General features: G+C 69.3%; 12 protein-coding genes and 1 riboswitch. Of the genes, 4 read left to right on the top strand and 8 right to left on the bottom strand.

Features of this window, described 5'->3' with window-relative positions; translation table 11 throughout:
- Positions 1-74 precede the first annotated feature (74 nt).
- From phrB to CHC02_RS09105, 4 genes are all read right to left on the bottom strand, one after another.
- Positions 75-1,547 carry a deoxyribodipyrimidine photo-lyase gene (phrB, locus tag CHC02_RS09120; protein WP_089391161.1) on the bottom strand — a complete coding sequence of 491 codons (1,473 nt, stop codon included), beginning with the start codon at positions 1,545-1,547 and terminating at the stop codon, positions 75-77.
- Entirely contained in the window at positions 1,544-2,494 is a 951-nt protein-coding gene (locus CHC02_RS09115; protein WP_089391160.1) for a MerR family transcriptional regulator, read from the bottom strand. Before CHC02_RS09115 ends, phrB begins: the two co-directional genes overlap by 4 nt.
- Positions 2,484-3,443: a YbgA family protein gene (locus tag CHC02_RS09110; protein ID WP_089391159.1), complete on the bottom strand. Its 960-nt coding sequence runs from the start codon at positions 3,441-3,443 to the stop codon at positions 2,484-2,486. The genes CHC02_RS09115 and CHC02_RS09110 overlap by 11 nt, the downstream gene beginning before the upstream one ends.
- A gap of 117 nt (positions 3,444-3,560) precedes the next feature.
- Entirely contained in the window at positions 3,561-4,544 is a 984-nt protein-coding gene (locus CHC02_RS09105) for an NAD(P)/FAD-dependent oxidoreductase (RefSeq protein ID WP_089391158.1), read from the bottom strand.
- A 267-nt stretch (positions 4,545-4,811) separates the two neighbouring features.
- Between CHC02_RS09105 and CHC02_RS09100 the strand changes: the two genes are divergently transcribed.
- Positions 4,812-5,738, top strand: a complete 927-nt coding sequence (locus CHC02_RS09100) for a TIGR01777 family oxidoreductase (RefSeq protein ID WP_089391157.1) — start codon at positions 4,812-4,814, stop codon at positions 5,736-5,738.
- A 9-nt stretch (positions 5,739-5,747) separates the two neighbouring features.
- Positions 5,748-6,773 carry a ferrochelatase gene (gene hemH / locus CHC02_RS09095; protein ID WP_089391156.1) on the top strand — a complete coding sequence of 342 codons (1,026 nt, stop codon included), beginning with the start codon at positions 5,748-5,750 and terminating at the stop codon, positions 6,771-6,773.
- A 358-nt stretch (positions 6,774-7,131) separates the two neighbouring features.
- On the opposite strand, the gene CHC02_RS09090 is transcribed toward hemH, so the two are convergent.
- On the bottom strand, positions 7,132-9,273 hold the full coding sequence (locus CHC02_RS09090; protein ID WP_089391155.1) for a methyl-accepting chemotaxis protein: 2,142 nt from the start codon (positions 9,271-9,273) through the stop codon (positions 7,132-7,134).
- A gap of 193 nt (positions 9,274-9,466) precedes the next feature.
- Here CHC02_RS09090 and CHC02_RS09085 point away from each other — a divergent pair, with 193 nt between their 5' ends.
- Entirely contained in the window at positions 9,467-10,285 is an 819-nt protein-coding gene (locus tag CHC02_RS09085) for a M48 family metallopeptidase (RefSeq protein ID WP_089391154.1), read from the top strand.
- A 79-nt stretch (positions 10,286-10,364) separates the two neighbouring features.
- Positions 10,365-11,348: an NAD-dependent epimerase/dehydratase family protein gene (locus tag CHC02_RS09080; RefSeq protein ID WP_089391153.1), complete on the top strand. Its 984-nt coding sequence runs from the start codon at positions 10,365-10,367 to the stop codon at positions 11,346-11,348.
- A 552-nt stretch (positions 11,349-11,900) separates the two neighbouring features.
- On the opposite strand, the gene CHC02_RS09075 is transcribed toward CHC02_RS09080, so the two are convergent.
- From CHC02_RS09075 to CHC02_RS09065, 3 genes are all read right to left on the bottom strand, one after another.
- Positions 11,901-12,344, bottom strand: coding sequence for a ketosteroid isomerase-related protein (locus CHC02_RS09075; RefSeq protein WP_089391152.1), 444 nt, complete (start codon positions 12,342-12,344; stop codon positions 11,901-11,903).
- A gap of 85 nt (positions 12,345-12,429) precedes the next feature.
- Complete coding sequence (locus CHC02_RS09070; RefSeq protein ID WP_089391151.1) at positions 12,430-13,011, bottom strand: TMEM165/GDT1 family protein; 582 nt, start codon at positions 13,009-13,011, stop codon at positions 12,430-12,432.
- Between the two features lie 77 nt (positions 13,012-13,088).
- Positions 13,089-13,229, bottom strand: a riboswitch (yybP-ykoY riboswitch).
- Between the two features lie 39 nt (positions 13,230-13,268).
- Positions 13,269-14,735 (bottom strand): amino acid permease, encoded by a 1,467-nt coding sequence (locus CHC02_RS09065; RefSeq protein WP_089391254.1) that lies wholly within the window; start codon positions 14,733-14,735, stop codon positions 13,269-13,271.
- Between the last annotated feature and the right edge of the window lie 20 nt (positions 14,736-14,755).

The following is a 14,755-nucleotide window of genomic DNA, read 5'->3' as shown; positions in this document are numbered from 1 at the left end:
ATCCGGGGTGCTCTTCGTAGGAGCGAGCTTGCTCGCGAACAGACTCCGCTGCGGGGCTCATTCGCGAGCAAGAACTAGGCGTCTCCCTCGCTCCTACGAGAAGCCGTGCTCGCCTGGGCGGATTCAGCCCCCGGCAGATTGCGGAAAGCCTCCAGCACCCGCTCGCGGCTGGCTGCCAGGTCGAGCATCGGCGCTGGGTATCCGGGGGCGCCGAACAGTCCCAGGCGCGATGGTTCGTGCAGGCTTTCGCCGTCCAGTTGCGCCAGCTCCGGCAGCCACTGGCGCAGGAAGCGCCCGTGGGGATCGAAGCGGCGCGACTGTGCCAGCGGGTTGAACAGGCGGAAGTAGGGCGCGGCGTCGGTGCCGGTGGAGGCGCTCCATTGCCAGCCGCCGTTGTTCGCCGCCAGGTCGCCGTCGACCAGGTGGCGCATGAACCAGCGTTCGCCTTCGCGCCAGTCGATCAGCAGGTTCTTGCTGAGGAACATGGCCGTGAGCATGCGCAGGCGGTTGTGCATCCAGCCGGTGGCCAGCAACTGGCGCATCGCCGCATCGATGATGGGGAAGCCGGTACGCCCCTGCTGCCAGGCCTCCAGGTCCGCCGGCGCGTGGCGCCAGGGCAGCGCCTCGGTCTGCGCGCGGAAGGCGCGGCCGCGGCTGACCTGCGGGAAGCCGACCAGGATGTGCTTGTAGAACTCGCGCCAGAGCAGCTCGTTGATCCAGGCCACGGGGCCCGGGCCGCCGCTCTCGAACTCGCCGCGGTTGTTCGCCAGTGCCGCGTGCAGGCACTGGCGCGGCGAGAGCACGCCGGCGGCCAGGTAGGCGGAGAGCTGGCTGGTGCCGTCCAGGTCCGGGCGGTCGCGTCGTTCGTGGTAGTGCGCCAGGTCGTCCTCGGCGAAGCCGGCCAGGCGCTCGCCGGCGGCCTTTTCCCCGGCGGGCCAGAACTCCCGTGCCTGGGCGGCGCTGGGCGCGAAGCCGGGCAGTTCCTCGGGCACGGGGTCGCTGGCCACGTCCAGTGGCGCCTGCGCTGGCGGCGCCGGCAGGCAGGCGGGCAGGGCGCTGGCCAGGCGCTGGTAGCAGAGCTTGCGGAACTGGCTGAAGACCTGGAAGTAGGTGCCGCCGCGGGTGAGCAGGCTGCCGGGGGCGAAGAACAACTGGTCCAGGTGGCTGTGGAAGCCCACCCCGGCTTCGGCCAGGCGCCGCTTCACCGCCTCGTCGCGGCGGCTTTCGTGGAGGCCGTATTCCTCGTTCACCCGTACCGCGGCGATGCCCAGCGTTTGGCACAGCTGCAGCAGGACTTCGGAAGCCTGGCCCCAGGTATCCGCCTCGCGCAACAGCAGCGGGATGTTCAGCCGCGCCAGGTCGTGCCGCAGCGCCTGCAGGTTGCGCAACCAGAAGTCGACCTTGTTCGGCGAGTCGTCGTGGGCGCGCCACTGGCCGGGGCTTAGCAGGTAGCAGGCGATGACCGGGCCGGCCTGCGCCGCGGCGGCCAGGGCGGTGTTGTCGTGCACGCGCAGGTCGCTGCGCAGCCAGAGCAGTTGGCGCCTCATTCGCCGCCCCCGCCGTTGAGCAGGCCCAGCGCCTGCAGGGTGGCGCGCGCCTGCAGCGGGTCCTGCGCCAGGTGCAGCCCCGGGTGGCTGCCGCGCTGCAGGTCGGCCAGCTCCCGCGCGTGGATGTTCACGCTGGCGCCCACCAGCAGGGTGGGGCAGATGCAGCCGTCGAGCAGGCGCGCCAGGTGCGTCGGGCTCAGGCTCTGGTCGGAGTAGAGGAGCAGGGCGCGCGGGTTCAGGCGCTGTTCGACCAGGGCGATCTCGGCGCAGGACAGCGGGCCGTCGAACACCTGCACCGGGCAGCCGGCGGCGCTGGCCAGCCAGGCGCACAGCCAGTGGCCGGTCTCCCGCGGGTGCTCCGACTGGTTCGCCAGCAGCAGTGGCCGCCCCTGCTGCTGGCGGTTGTAGTGGTACAGGCGGCCGCCGAGCTTGCTGCGCAGCCAGGAATGGTAGAGCAGGCGCTCCAGGCCGCTGCCGAACTGGCCCTGCCAGCGCTGCTGGAGGTCGCGCTGCAGCGGCAGCATCAGGTGCTCGCACAGCGTCTGCGCCGGGTAGATCGACAGGGCGCCGTTGAACAGCTCGTCCAGGCGCTGTTCGTCGAGCCGGGCGATGGCGCCCAGCGCCTGCTGGCGCAGGTCGTCCCAGGGCGAATGGGTTGCGGCCGCCGCCCGTGGCGGTTCGTCGAGCAGGTCGCGCACCTTGCCCACCGCCACGCCGCGCTCCAGCCAGGTGAGGACGTGGCGGATGCGCTCCAACTGCTCGGTGGAGTACAGGCGGTGACCCTTGGCGGTGCGCTGGGGGACGACCAGCCCGTAGCGGCGCTCCCAGGCGCGCAGCGTCACCGGGTTCACCCCGGTGCGCCGCGCCACTTCGCTGATGGGCAGCCAGCCGGCGGCCAGCGCCTGGCGATAATCGTCGGGAAGGGTGTCGCTTCGTTCAGATGGCATTGCGTAGACCCAGGGACTCGGGGTGGGGTTGCAGGTACGCCTGGCGGGCGATGTAGGGGTGCGGGTGGCGGCGGAAGTGGTGCTTGAGCAGCGCCAGGGGCTCCACCAGCGGCACGTCGCCGTGGCGGTACTGCTCGATCAGCCGCTGCAGTTCGGCGCGGTCGTCCGCCGCCAGGGCGCGCTTGAGGTAGCCGGCCAGGTGCTGCAGCACGTTGCTGTGGCTGCCGCGGCTGGCGCAGTGGCCCAGCGCCTGGCTGAAGGTGCGGTAGTACAGCGGGCCGAAATGCTCCGCCGGGTGCCGGCCGATATCCGCCAGATGGCGGCCCAGCTCGGCGTACAGGCGCGGGTGGTGGGCGAGCAGCTGGTACTTGTAGCGCGAGTGGAAATCGAGGATCGCCTTGTGCGTCAGCCCGGCGCGGCACAGGGCGAGCCAGTCGAGATGGGCGTAGACGCGGGTGACGAAGTTCTCGCGCAGGCGGGGATCGTGCAGGCGGCCTTCCTCTTCCACCGGCAGCTCGGGGCGGGCGGCGCAGAAGGCTTCGGCGAACAGGCCGCGGGCAATCGCCAGGGGCGGCTGGCCGTCGTCGGGGTAGAGCTTGACGCGGTGCAGGCCGCAGGAGGGGGACTTCTGCATGAAGATGAAGCCGCCCAGTTCGTCCAACTGGCCGGCCTGCTCCGCGCCATGGCGACGCAATGCCGCACTGTGGTCCAGGGTCGCATCGCGGCTGTCCACGGCGCGCGGCCGGGCGGCTTCGCCGACCAGGCGCAGGGTCGGGCGCGGCACGCCCAGGCCGATGGCGACTTCCGGGCACAGCGGGACGAAATCGAAATGCCGGGCAAGGTCCTCCAGGCACAGGCGCGAAGCCTTGTGCCCGCCGTCGTAGCGGACGTTCGCGCCGAGCAGGCAGGCGCTGATGCCGAGCCTGGGCCGGGGAGGGGAAGTGGACATGGTCTGGCCCTGTACAAGTAGGCTTCACGTGTACAACTATTTTTCAGCATAGGCCGGGAGTTGTACAGCGGCAAATTGCTTGTACAGGGTGCGGCGCCCTGGCGGGCGCCGTCGGGCTCAGAGGTGCTGCAGCAGCCGGCGGGCCGCTTCCAGGCCGCTCAGCCAGGCGCCCTCGACGCGGCCGGAAAGGCACCAGTCGCCGCAGGCGTAGATGCCCAGGTCGGCGTCGGCCAGCGCGCCCAGCTGGTGTGCTTCCAGCGGCCGGGCATAGAGCCAGCGGTGGGCCAGGGCGAACACTGGCGCCGGCACCGCGCAGCCGATCATTTCGGCGAAGGTGCCCAGCAGGTGCTCGATGACCGTTTCCTTGGGCTTGTCGATGTTCTGCCGGCTCCAGCTGCTGCTGGCGTGCAGTACCCAGGTGTCCATGTGCTCGTCGCGGCCGGGCTTGCAGCGGTTGCTGGCCATCCAGGTCAGCGGGCCTTCCTGGACGAAGCAGCCCTGCACCGGCGTCTGCAGGGGTTCGGCAAAGCCCAGGGCCACGGCCCAGGTCGGCTCCATGGCGATGCTCGCCGCCGCCGCCGCCAGCTTGGGCGCGCCGGCCAGCAGCGCCGCGGCCTGGGGCGCCGGGGTGGCGACCAGGACGTGGCTGAACGGGCCGTGGTTGCAGCCTTCGGAGTCCTGCAGGTGCCAGTGCTGCTCGCCGCGGAAGACTTCGGTGATGCGGCAGGAGAAGGTGACCTGCAGGCCCTGCAGCAGCGCACGGGTGATGGCGCTCATGCGCGGCGTGCCGACCCAGCGCGGCTGCTCGTCCGGCGACGGGCTGAGCATGCCGTCGCGGTACTGGTACAGGGCCGGGTCCCACTCGGCGACCCAGCCGGCGTCGCGCCAGTGCTGGATGGCGTCGAGGAAGCGGCGGTCGCGGGCGGTGAAGTACTGGGCGCCGAGGTCGAGCGCGCCAGCGTCGCTGCGCTTGCTCGCCATGCGGCCGCCGCTGCCGTGGCCCTTGTCGAAGAGCTGGACTTCCTGTCCCGCGTCGAGCAGGGCGTGGGCGGCTGAGAGTCCGGCGATTCCGGTGCCAATGATGGCAATGGGGGCGCTCATGACATGCCTCGTAGGTTGTTGTGTTCAGGTTAGCGAGTCGAACAACCTTGTACAATCGGTTTTATTTGTATAGTTGTTCGGTCGCCGTTCGAACGGTCGGGCGGAATTCCGTCCACGCTTCGTGGCCATTCCTTCGGGGACGTCGCGTATCGGTTCCGGCATTTACAGCGTAGACGTTCGCCACACTCGGACGGGTGCGGCAATGCAAGCGCCGTTCCCTCGTCCAGACTGATGGTAGGTGTGGGAGTTCAGCGCAAGGAGGTTCAGATGCACATCTTCATTACCGGCGGTACCGGCCTGATCGGCCGCCGCCTGTGCCGCCACTGGAGCGCCGCCGGCCATCGGCTGACGGTGCTGAGCCGCCGCCCGGAGCGCGTCGCCGACCTCTGCGGCAGCGAGGTGCGGGGCGTTTCCAGCTTCGAGGCGGTGGGCGACGAGCCGGTCGACGCGGTGGTCAACCTGGCCGGCGAGCCCATCGCCGAGCGGCCCTGGACGGCAAGGCGCAAGGCGCTGCTGTGGGACAGCAGGGTACGCCTCAGCGAGCGCCTGGTGGAGTGGCTGGAGGGGCGCAAGCAGCGGCCGTCGGTGCTGATCAGCGGCTCGGCGGTGGGCTGGTACGGCGATGCCGGCGAGCGGCCGCTGGACGAGGGCAGCGCGGCGGCCGGCGAGGATTTCGCCAGCGAGCTGTGCCTGGCCTGGGAGCAGATCGCCCTGCAGGCCGAGGGCCTCGGCATCCGCGTGGTGCGCCTGCGCACCGGGCTGGTGCTGGCGCCGGAGGGGGGCTTCCTCGCCCGCCTGCTGCCGGCCTTCCGCTTCGGCCTGGGCGGCCAACTGGGCAACGGCCGGCAATGGATGTCCTGGGTGCACATCGAGGACATGATCGGCCTGATCGATTTTCTCTTGCAGCGAAGCGATGCCAGCGGTCCGTATAATGCCTGCGCGCCGCAGCCGGTGCGCAACCGCGATTTCACCCGGGCGCTGGGGCAGGCCCTGCACCGCCCGACCCTGCTGGGCGTGCCGGCCTTCGCCCTGCGCACCCTGCTCGGCGAGCTGTCGCTGCTGTTGCTCGGCGGCCAGCGCGTGGAGCCCCGGCGCCTGCTGGAAGCCGGCTTCGTGTTCCGCTACAACGATCTGCCGGCCGCCCTCGCCGATGTCCTCGCGCATCGCCCGGCGGCCGCCGCCCACCGTCACTAAGGATGCTGCATGACCCTCAACGCCCTGCTGCTGGTCAACCTGGGCTCGCCGGCCTCGACGGAGGTGGCCGATGTGCGCCGCTACCTGGACCAGTTCCTCATGGACCCGTACGTCGTCGACCTGCCCTGGCCGGCGCGGCGCCTGCTGGTGTCGCTGATCCTGCGCAAGCGCCCGGAGGAGTCGGCGCATGCCTATGCCTCCATCTGGTGGGACCAGGGCTCGCCGCTGGTGGTGATCAGCCGCCGCCTGCAGCAGGTCATGCGCAAGTACTGGCCGCACGGCCCGGTGGCGCTGGCCATGCGCTACGGCCAGCCGTCCATCGAGAACGCCCTGCTGGACCTCTACGAGCAGGGCGTGCGCCGGGTGACCCTGGCGCCGCTGTACCCGCAGTTCGCCGACAGCACCACCACCACCGTCATCGAGGAGACCCGCCGGCTGATCCGCCAGCTCGGCCTGCACGGCATGCACCTGCTGGTGTTGCCGCCGTTCTATGCCGAGCCGGAATACCAGCAGGCGCTGCTGACCAGCGTGCAGCCCTACCTGGAGCAGCCCTACGACCACCTGCTGCTGAGCTTCCACGGCCTGCCCGAGCGGCACATCCGCAAGCTGGTGGGCGACCGCAACCATGACCTCGACGCCGCCGACAGCCGCCACGTGCGCCCGGAAGTCCTGGCGCTGTGCTACCGCAGCCAGTGCCTGCGCACCGCGGAGCTGTTCGCCGAGAACGCGGGCCTGGAGAAGGGCCGCTGGTCGGTGTCGTTCCAGTCGCGCCTGGGCCGCGCCAAGTGGATCGGCCCCTACACCGATGCGCAGCTGGAGGTCCTGGCGAAGCAGGGCGTGAAGCGCCTGCTGGTGATGTGCCCGGCCTTCGTCGCCGACTGCATCGAGACCCTGGAGGAAATCGGCCAGCGCGGCCGCGAACAGTTCATCGCCGCCGGCGGCGAGGAGCTGGTGCTGATCCCCTGCCTGAACGACCAGCAGGCCTGGGCGCTGGCGCTGGCGCGGTTGTGCGAGCGGCTGCCGGAGCCGTTGTGAGGCAAAAAACGGCGGATAACGCCGTAGGCGTTATGCGCCCTACGCGCATGCCGTTAGCGCGTGCGTGGTGTGAGGACGATGCCTGGCTTCCAGGCCACTCGGGACAGCCCCTCTCCCGCTTGCGGGAGAGGGGTTCTTGGGCCCGGCACCTGGTTCGTAGGGCGAATAACCGTTCGCGGTTATCCGCCGTTGGCCCGGAATGCCGGTGCCCGGCGAAAATGGCGGATAACGCCGTAGGCGTTATGCGCCCTACGCGCATGCCGTTAGCGCGTGCGTGGTGTGAGGACGATGCCTGGCCTCCAGGCCACTCGGGACAGCCCCCTCTCCCGCTTGCGGGAGAGGGTTGGCGTGAGGGGCTCTAGACCTTGAACTGATTCACCAGCCGCCGCTGCTGCTCGGCCAGCCTGGTCAGCTCGGCGCTGGCCTGGGAGGCCTCGTCGGCGCCGCCGGCCACCTGGTTGGCGACCAGGCCGATGTTGGCGACGTTGCGGTTGATGTCCTCGGCCACCGCGCTCTGTTCCTCGGCGGCGCTGGCGATCTGGGTGTTCATGTCGTTGATCACCGATACCGCCTGGGTGATCGACTCCAGCGCCTGGGCGGCCTCGTGGGCGTGGCGCACGCTGTCGTCGGTCTTCTCCTGGCTCTGCTGCATCACCTGCACCACTTCGCGGGTGCCGTTCTGCAGTTGCTGGATCATCGTCTGGATTTCCTGGGTGGCCTGCTGGGTCTTCTGCGCCAGGTTGCGCACCTCGTCGGCCACCACGGCGAAGCCGCGGCCCTGCTCGCCAGCCCGCGCCGCCTCGATGGCGGCGTTGAGCGCCAGCAGGTTGGTCTGCTCGGCGATGCCGCGGATGGCCACCAGGATGGCGTTGATGTTCTCGCTGTCGCGGGCCAGCGACTGCACCACGCCGACCGCGCGGCCGATCTCGGTGGCCAGGGCCTGGATGGCCGCGGAGCTGCTTTCGACGATCTGCCTGCCCTGGTGCGCGGCCTGGTCGGCGTGGCTGGCCGCTTCCGCCGCGTGGGTGGCGTTGCGCGCCACGTCCTGGGCGGTGGCGGTCATCTCGTGGACGGCGGTGGCCACCAGCTCGATCTCCGCCAGCTGCTTCTGCACGCCCTGGTTGGTGCGGATGGCGATGTCCGCGGTGTGCTCGGAGGAGTCGCTGACGTGCTGCACCGAGGTCACCACCTGGCCGATCATGCCCTGCAGCTTGCCGAGGAAGGTGTTGAAGCCGCGGGCGATGGCGCCCAGTTCGTCGGCGCGCTCGCTGGCGAGGCGGCGGGTGAGGTCGCCTTCGCCCTGGGCGATGTCGTCGAGCATGCCCACCAGTTGGCGCAGCGGGCGGGCGATGCCGTGGCCCACCAGCCAGATCACCAGCAGGCCGCCGGCGGCGATGAGCAGGCCGACCAGGGTCATGCCCAGGGTGTCGGAATCGCTCTGCGCCTTGAGCGCGCCCTGCAGTTGCTTGAGTTCGCCGAACACGGCCTGCCGCGGGATTTCCAGCATCAGCGTCCAGCGCGTGCCGGTGTCGCCGATGGCGAAGGGCAGGAACACGGCGATGGTATCGCGGGCTTCGTCCTGCTGGTACAGCGGCTGCTCGCCCTGCAGCTTGCCGAGGCTGGCGGCCTGGGAGGCGTCGAGTACCTTGTCGGCCGGTTCGCCGAGCTTGCCGGCGTCCTTGGTGTAGGCCACCAGGCGGCCGTTGGCGGATATCAGCGCCAGCTCGCCGGCGCCGTCGTAGAGGGTGGCGTCGGCGGCCTTGAGCAGGTCCTGGATGAAGTCCAGGGACAGGTCGGCGCCCACCGCGCCGCGGAACTGGCCGTCGACCAGGATGGGCGCGTTGAACGACGACATCAGCACCATCCTGCCGCCCATCTCATAGGGCGCCGGGTCGATCACGCAGGGCTTGTGGCGTTCCTTCGGGCACAGGTAGTACTCGCCCTCGCGCACGCCGGTGGGCAGCACCTTCTGGCTTTCCAGGGTGTCGCCCATGGCTTCCACGGTGAGGCTGCCGTCGGCCTTGCGGTACCACCAGGGCATGAAGCGCCCGCTGGCGTCGTAGCCGGCGCCGGTCTGCCCGGCGTAGAGGCTGTCGGGGCCGGCGAAGGCGCCGGGTTCCCAGCCGGCGAAGGCGTCCAGCAGCTTGGGGTTCTGCTGCACCGTCTGGCGCAGCAGGTTGGACATCTCGCCACGGCTGATGCCCAGCAGCGGCTTGCCTTCGGCGTCCTTGCCGTCCATCAGCATGTTGGCCTGGGCCAGGCCCTTGACCACCGTCAGCGGGTATTCCAGTTCGCGCTGGATCTGGCTGGCCTGGGCGCGCGCCAGGGCCACCAGGCGTTCGTTGATGACCTTCTCCAGCAGCGCCTGGGTGCGTTCCTGCACCAGCGTCTGGGTGCGCCCGCCGGCGAACAGGGCATACAGCACCAGCGCCGCCACCACAGCCAGCACGCTGGCCCCCGCCAGCGCCACCACGGAAAACTGGATCGACTTGAACTTCATGACGAAATACCCGCGTACCAGGGACAGCCTGTTCCGCTGTATCGGCAGGACTTCAGCGTTTCCTTAGGAAATGCCTTGTAATGGGTTGTAACGCCCTTGTGTCGTCTCCCTCGCACAGCGGTTGCCGGCCATCGGGGGGCGGCCTACCATTGCGCGCTGTCCAAGGGAGAATGCAATGCTTCAGGAGAGCATCATGTCCAGCGTATTCCGTTTCGCCGGCCTGGCCGCGGCCCTGCTGCTGGCCGGCTGCCAACAGGTGAACACCACCAGCGGCGGCGCCGTCGGCGTCGAGCGCAAGCAGTACATGTTCAGCATGCTGTCGAGCCAGCAGGTCGACCAGATGTACTCGCAGTCGTACCAGAAGACCCTCACCGACGCGACTTCCGCGGGCAAGCTGGATAACGACAGCAGCGACGCCAAGCGCGTCAAGGCCATCGCCGCGCGGCTGATCCCGCAGACCGGCGCGTTCCGCCAGGACGCCCCGGGCTGGGACTGGCAGGTCAACGTGATCAAGAGCGACGAGCTCAACGCCAACTGCGGCCCCGGCGGCAAGATCATCTTCTACAGCGGCCTGATCGACCAGCTGAAGCTCACCGACGACGAGATCGCCGCGGTGATGGGCCACGAGATCGCCCACGCCCTGCGCGAGCATGGCCGCGAGGCGATGTCCAAGGCCTATGGCGTGCAGATGGCTACCCAGCTGGGGGGGCTGGCGGGCCTGGGCCAGGACAGCCTGCAACTGGCCAATACCGGCGTCGAGTACCTGATGACCCTGCCCAACAGCCGGCAGAACGAGAACGAGGCCGACCTCATCGGCCTGGAGCTGGCGGCCCGTGGCGGCTATAACCCCAATGCCGCGCTGACCCTGTGGGAGAAGATGGGCCAGGCCGGCGGCGAGAAGCCGCCGGAGCTGCTCAGCACCCACCCGGCGGACGCCACCCGCATGGCTAACCTGCAGGCCGCGATTCCCAAGGTGATGCCGCTGTACGAGCAGGCCAAGGCCGGCAAGTGAAGCGCGGGAGGATCGGCCTGCCCGATCCGTTGCAGGCGGCCCGGTCGCGGGCCGGTTCGACCATCACCAGGGAGCGCCAGTGAAAATCGCAGTACTCGGAGCCACCGGGCTCCTCGGCCATCATGCCGCGCGCGCCATCAAGGCCGCCGGCCACCAACTGGTGCTGATCCACCGTCCGTCCTCGCAGATCCAGCGCCTGGCCTACCTGGAGCCGGAATGCCGGGTCGCCGAACTGTTCGACTACAAGGGGCTGGAGCGCGCCCTGAGCGGGCTGGACGCGGTGATCTTCAGCGCCGGCTACTACCCGCAGCGGCCGCGCCGCTGGCAGGAGGAGGTGGCCAGCGCCCTGGACCAGACCAACCACTTCTACGCGGCCTGCCAGCACAACAAGGTGCCGCGCATCCTCTACGTCGGCTCGGCCTTCGCCATGCCCATGCACCCTCAGGGGCTGCCCGGCCACGAGGGGCTGTTCTACGAGAGCCTGCCCACCGGCAAGAGTGCCTACGTGATGTGCAAGTGGGCGCTGGACGAACAGGCCCGCGAACAGGCCCGCGGCGGCCTGCCGGTGGTGATCGGGATTCCCGGCATGGTGCTCGGCGAGCTGGACATGGGGCCGACCACCGGGCGCCTGATCACCGCCATCGGCCGCGGCGAGATGTCCCACTACGTGCCGGGCCGGCGCAACGTGATCGACGCCGGCGAGGCGGGGCGCGGCCTGCTGATGACCCTGGAGCGCGGGCGCATCGGCGAACGCTACCTGCTCACCGGGCACAACGTGGAGATGGCCGAGCTCACCGCCACCATCGCCCGCCTGCTGGGCCGCCCGGCGCCGCAGCCGATGCCGCTGCACCGCGCCCGCGCGCTGGCCACCCTGGGCCGCTGGCGCTATCGCCTGACCGGCAAGCTGCCGCTGCTGGACGACACCGCCATCGAGGTGATGGCCGGCGGGCAATTCCTCGACGGCCGCAAGGCCCGCGAGGAAATCGGCTTCGAAAGCCACGTGCCGCTGGAAGACACCCTGCACCGCGCCATCGACTGGTTCCACGCCAACGGGTACCTGTAGGCGCAACAGTCTTGCCGACTGCGCCATGTCCGCACGGGAAATGCCGTGCCTTACCGCAAACTGTAGGAGCGGGCCTTGCCCGCGATTCGCGCGCAGGGCGCGCTCCTACATTGGAATGGCGTGGGTGGGGGGTGTAGGCACGGATCCTATCCGCGAAACGCGCCGATACGTCCGGCTATCGTGGACAAGGTCCGCTCCTACGGGGAGACTCCGTGCCTTACCGCAAACTGTAGGAGCGGGCCCTGCCCGCGATTCGCGCGCAGGGCGCGCTCCTACATTGGAATGGCGTGGGTGGGGCGGCGTAGGAGCGGATCCTATCCGCGAAACGCGCCGATACGTCCGGCTATCGCGGACAAGGTCCGCTCCTACGGGGAGACTCCGTGCCTTACCGCAAACTGTAGGAGCGGGCCCTGCCCGCGATTCGCGCGCAGGGCGCGCTCCTACATTGGAATGGCGTGGGTGGGGGGGTAGGCACGGATCCTATCCGCGAAACGCGCCGATACGTCCGGCTATCGTGGACAAGGTCCGCTCCTACAAGAGAAGGGCGCTGCCTCAGGGCAACGCCTGCTCCGCCAGCGGGCGGTTCTGCAGGCCCATCTGGCTGCGGAAGCTTTCCATGTCGATCAGGGTGCACAGCTCCTGCAGCTTGCCGTGGCGGTTGAATACCCACAGGGCCATGCCGGGGATGCTGACCACCTTGTCGCTGGCCGGGTAGCCGAAGGCGGGGCGGCCGATGGTGCCGACCAGGGTGCTCCAGGTGAACACCTTGTGGCCCTCGCCGATGCATTCCTCGACCACCACCTCCAGGTCGTCCATGGACGCGCGGATGCCCTCGATCAACTGCCGGTAGCCGGCGCTGTCCAGGGGCTGGGCGGAGAAGCTGCTCTTGTAGAGGAAGTCCGGGCTGTGCAGCTGGGTGGCCAGGGCGAGGCGGCCCTTGTTCCAGCTCAGGTCGATGTGCTGGCGGGCGAGGCGTTTCAGGTCCTTGTCAGTCATGGCTGCTTCCTTCAGCTAGGGCCTACTGCTCTCACTGTAGGTTAGGGGCGTGGCGGCGGCATTGGCCGCCACGCCGAAGCGGCTGTCAGAACAGCCCTGACAGCTTGGCGGCGTGCCAGGCCGCGGCCAGGCCCAGCACGGCGAAGGCGCAGGCGGCCAGGCGGCGGATCAGCGCCAGCGGCAGGCGTTCGGCGGCGAAGTTGCCGGCCAGCACCACCGGCACGTTGGCCAGCAGCATGCCGATGGTGGTGCCCAGCACCACCAGCCAGAAGTGCGGGTACTGCGCGGCCAGCATCACGGTGGCCACCTGGGTCTTGTCGCCCATCTCGGCGAGGAAGAAGGCGATCAGCGTGGTGAGGAAGGGGCCGAACCTCTTCAGGCCGCCCTCTTCGTCGTCGTCCAGCTTGTCCGGCACCAGGGTCCAGGCCGCCACGGCCAGGAAGGAGGCGGCCAGCAGCCAGCTCAGGGCGGCTTCGGAGAAGAAGGTGGAGACCCATTTGCCCACGGCGCCGGCGGCGAAGTGGTTGACCAGGGTGGCGGCGACGATGCCGGCGATGATCGGCCAGGGCTTGCGGAAGCGGGCGGCGAGGACGAGCGCCAGCAGTTGCGTCTTGTCGCCGATTTCGGCGAGGGCAACCACCAGGATAGGGACGAACAGGGATTCCATCAGGCTTTCCTAAGGGGGCGGGTCGACTAATCACCGATGACACGCGCCATCCGCCCACCCCGGGTCGGATCGCTCGTGCCATAGGTCTTGTCAAACCCGGGCCCGACTGCTGCGGGCCTTGGGGCCGCACGCGCCATGGTCTGCGGACCAAGTGTGTTGACGCGTGCCGGGCGAGGGTGGGAACCGCTCGCGGGAGACTACTCCCCTAGGACGGGGCGCATTCTGCCCAAGTCGTCCGGCTTGGGCAAGCCTGGCTTTCAGTCGACGTCGCGGCCGGAGGTGACGTCCATCTCCTCGTAGCGGACGAAGCGGCTGCCGTTCTTCAGGCGGTAGCCCCACCAGATGGCGAGGAACAGCGGCAGGCTGACGTAGGTGGCGACCAGCCCGGTCCAGTCGATGTGCTCGCCGACGAACGCCTGGTAGTTCTGCCCGAGGGTGATCGCCAGGCACAGGGCGAAGGCGAACAGCGGGCCGAAGGGGAACCACTTGGCGCGGTAGGGCAGCTCGTCGAGCCTGCCGCCCTGCAGCAGGTAGCCCTTGCGGAAGCGATAGTGGGAAATGGCGATGCCCAGCCAGACGATGAAGCCGCACATGCCCGAGGTGTTGAGCAGCCAGGTGTAGACGGTCTTGTCGCCGATGAAGCTGGTGAGGAAGCACAGGCCGCCGATCAGCGTGGTGGCGTAGAGCGCATAGCGCGGCACGCCGCTCTGCGAGATCTGCCGGAACAGGCGCGGCGCCTGGCCATGCAGGGCCATGGTGTAGAGCATGCGGGTGGAGGCGTACATCCCCGAGTTGCCGGCGGAGAGGATCGCCGAGAGGATCACCGCGTTCATCACCCCGGCGGCCGCGGCCAGGCCGGCGCGCTCGAAGAGCAGGGTGAAGGGCGAGGTGCTGATGTCGCTGCTGTCGGTCTTGAGCAGGTTCGGATCGGTGTAGGGGATCAGCATGCCGATGACGAAGATCGACAGGATGTAGAACATCAGGATCCGCCAGAACACCTGGCGGATGGCGATGGGGATCGACTTGTGCGGGTGCTCCGACTCGCCGGCGGCGACGCCGATCAGCTCGGTGCCCTGGAACGAGAAGCCGGCGATCATCGCCACCCCGACCATGGCCTGCAGGCCGCCGACGAAGGGCGCATCGCCGGTGGTGAAGTTGCTGAAGCCGGGGGAGTCGATGCCGTGCATGATGCCGAAGATGCTCGCCAGGCCGATGCCGATGAAGATCACCACGGCCACCACCTTGATCAGCGCGAACCAGAACTCGCTCTCGCCGAAGCCCTTCACCGAGAAGAAGTTGAGGCCGAACATGATGGCCAGGAAGATCGCGCTCCAGTACAGGCCGGGCACGTCGGGGAACCAGAAGTGCATCACCAGCTGCGCGGCCACCAGTTCCGCGGCGATGGTCACCGCCCAGTTGTACCAGTAGTTCCAGCCCATGGCGAAGCCGAAGCCTTCGTCGATGAAGCGGCTGCCGTAGGTGGAGAAGGAGCCGGAGTCGGGGATGTAGGCGGCCATCTCGCCCAGGCTGGTCATCAGGAAGAACACCATCAGGCCGATCAGCGCGTAGGCCAGCAGCGCGCCGCCGGGGCCGGCGGTGGCGACGGTGCTGCCGGAGGCGACGAACAGCCCGGTGCCGATCGAGCCGCCGATGGCGATCATGTTCAGGTGCCTGGGCTTGAGCGAGCGCTTCAGGTGCGCGGGGGTCTTTTCCGGCGACTTCACGAAGGTCAGCTCGGCTTCTT

It is taken from the genome of Pseudomonas delhiensis, from assembly GCF_900187975.1.
In the GTDB taxonomy this organism is placed as follows: Bacteria; Pseudomonadota; Gammaproteobacteria; order Pseudomonadales; family Pseudomonadaceae; genus Pseudomonas; species Pseudomonas delhiensis.
This window is presented reverse-complemented; position numbering and strand designations above follow the sequence as displayed.

Excerpts from the sequence above, each read along its gene's own strand:
- phrB (WP_089391161.1), bottom strand. The coding sequence starts at position 1,547 with ATGAGGCGCCAACTGCTCTGGCTGCGCAGCGACCTGCGCGTGCACGAC.
- CHC02_RS09115 (WP_089391160.1), bottom strand. The coding sequence starts at position 2,494 with ATGCCATCTGAACGAAGCGACACCCTTCCCGACGATTATCGCCAGGCG.
- CHC02_RS09110 (WP_089391159.1), bottom strand. The coding sequence starts at position 3,443 with ATGTCCACTTCCCCTCCCCGGCCCAGGCTCGGCATCAGCGCCTGCCTG.
- CHC02_RS09105 (WP_089391158.1), bottom strand. The coding sequence starts at position 4,544 with ATGAGCGCCCCCATTGCCATCATTGGCACCGGAATCGCCGGACTCTCA.
- CHC02_RS09100 (WP_089391157.1), top strand. The coding sequence starts at position 4,812 with ATGCACATCTTCATTACCGGCGGTACCGGCCTGATCGGCCGCCGCCTG.
- hemH (WP_089391156.1), top strand. The coding sequence starts at position 5,748 with ATGACCCTCAACGCCCTGCTGCTGGTCAACCTGGGCTCGCCGGCCTCG.
- CHC02_RS09090 (WP_089391155.1), bottom strand. The coding sequence starts at position 9,273 with ATGAAGTTCAAGTCGATCCAGTTTTCCGTGGTGGCGCTGGCGGGGGCC.
- CHC02_RS09085 (WP_089391154.1), top strand. The coding sequence starts at position 9,467 with ATGTCCAGCGTATTCCGTTTCGCCGGCCTGGCCGCGGCCCTGCTGCTG.
- CHC02_RS09075 (WP_089391152.1), bottom strand. The coding sequence starts at position 12,344 with ATGACTGACAAGGACCTGAAACGCCTCGCCCGCCAGCACATCGACCTG.
- CHC02_RS09070 (WP_089391151.1), bottom strand. The coding sequence starts at position 13,011 with ATGGAATCCCTGTTCGTCCCTATCCTGGTGGTTGCCCTCGCCGAAATC.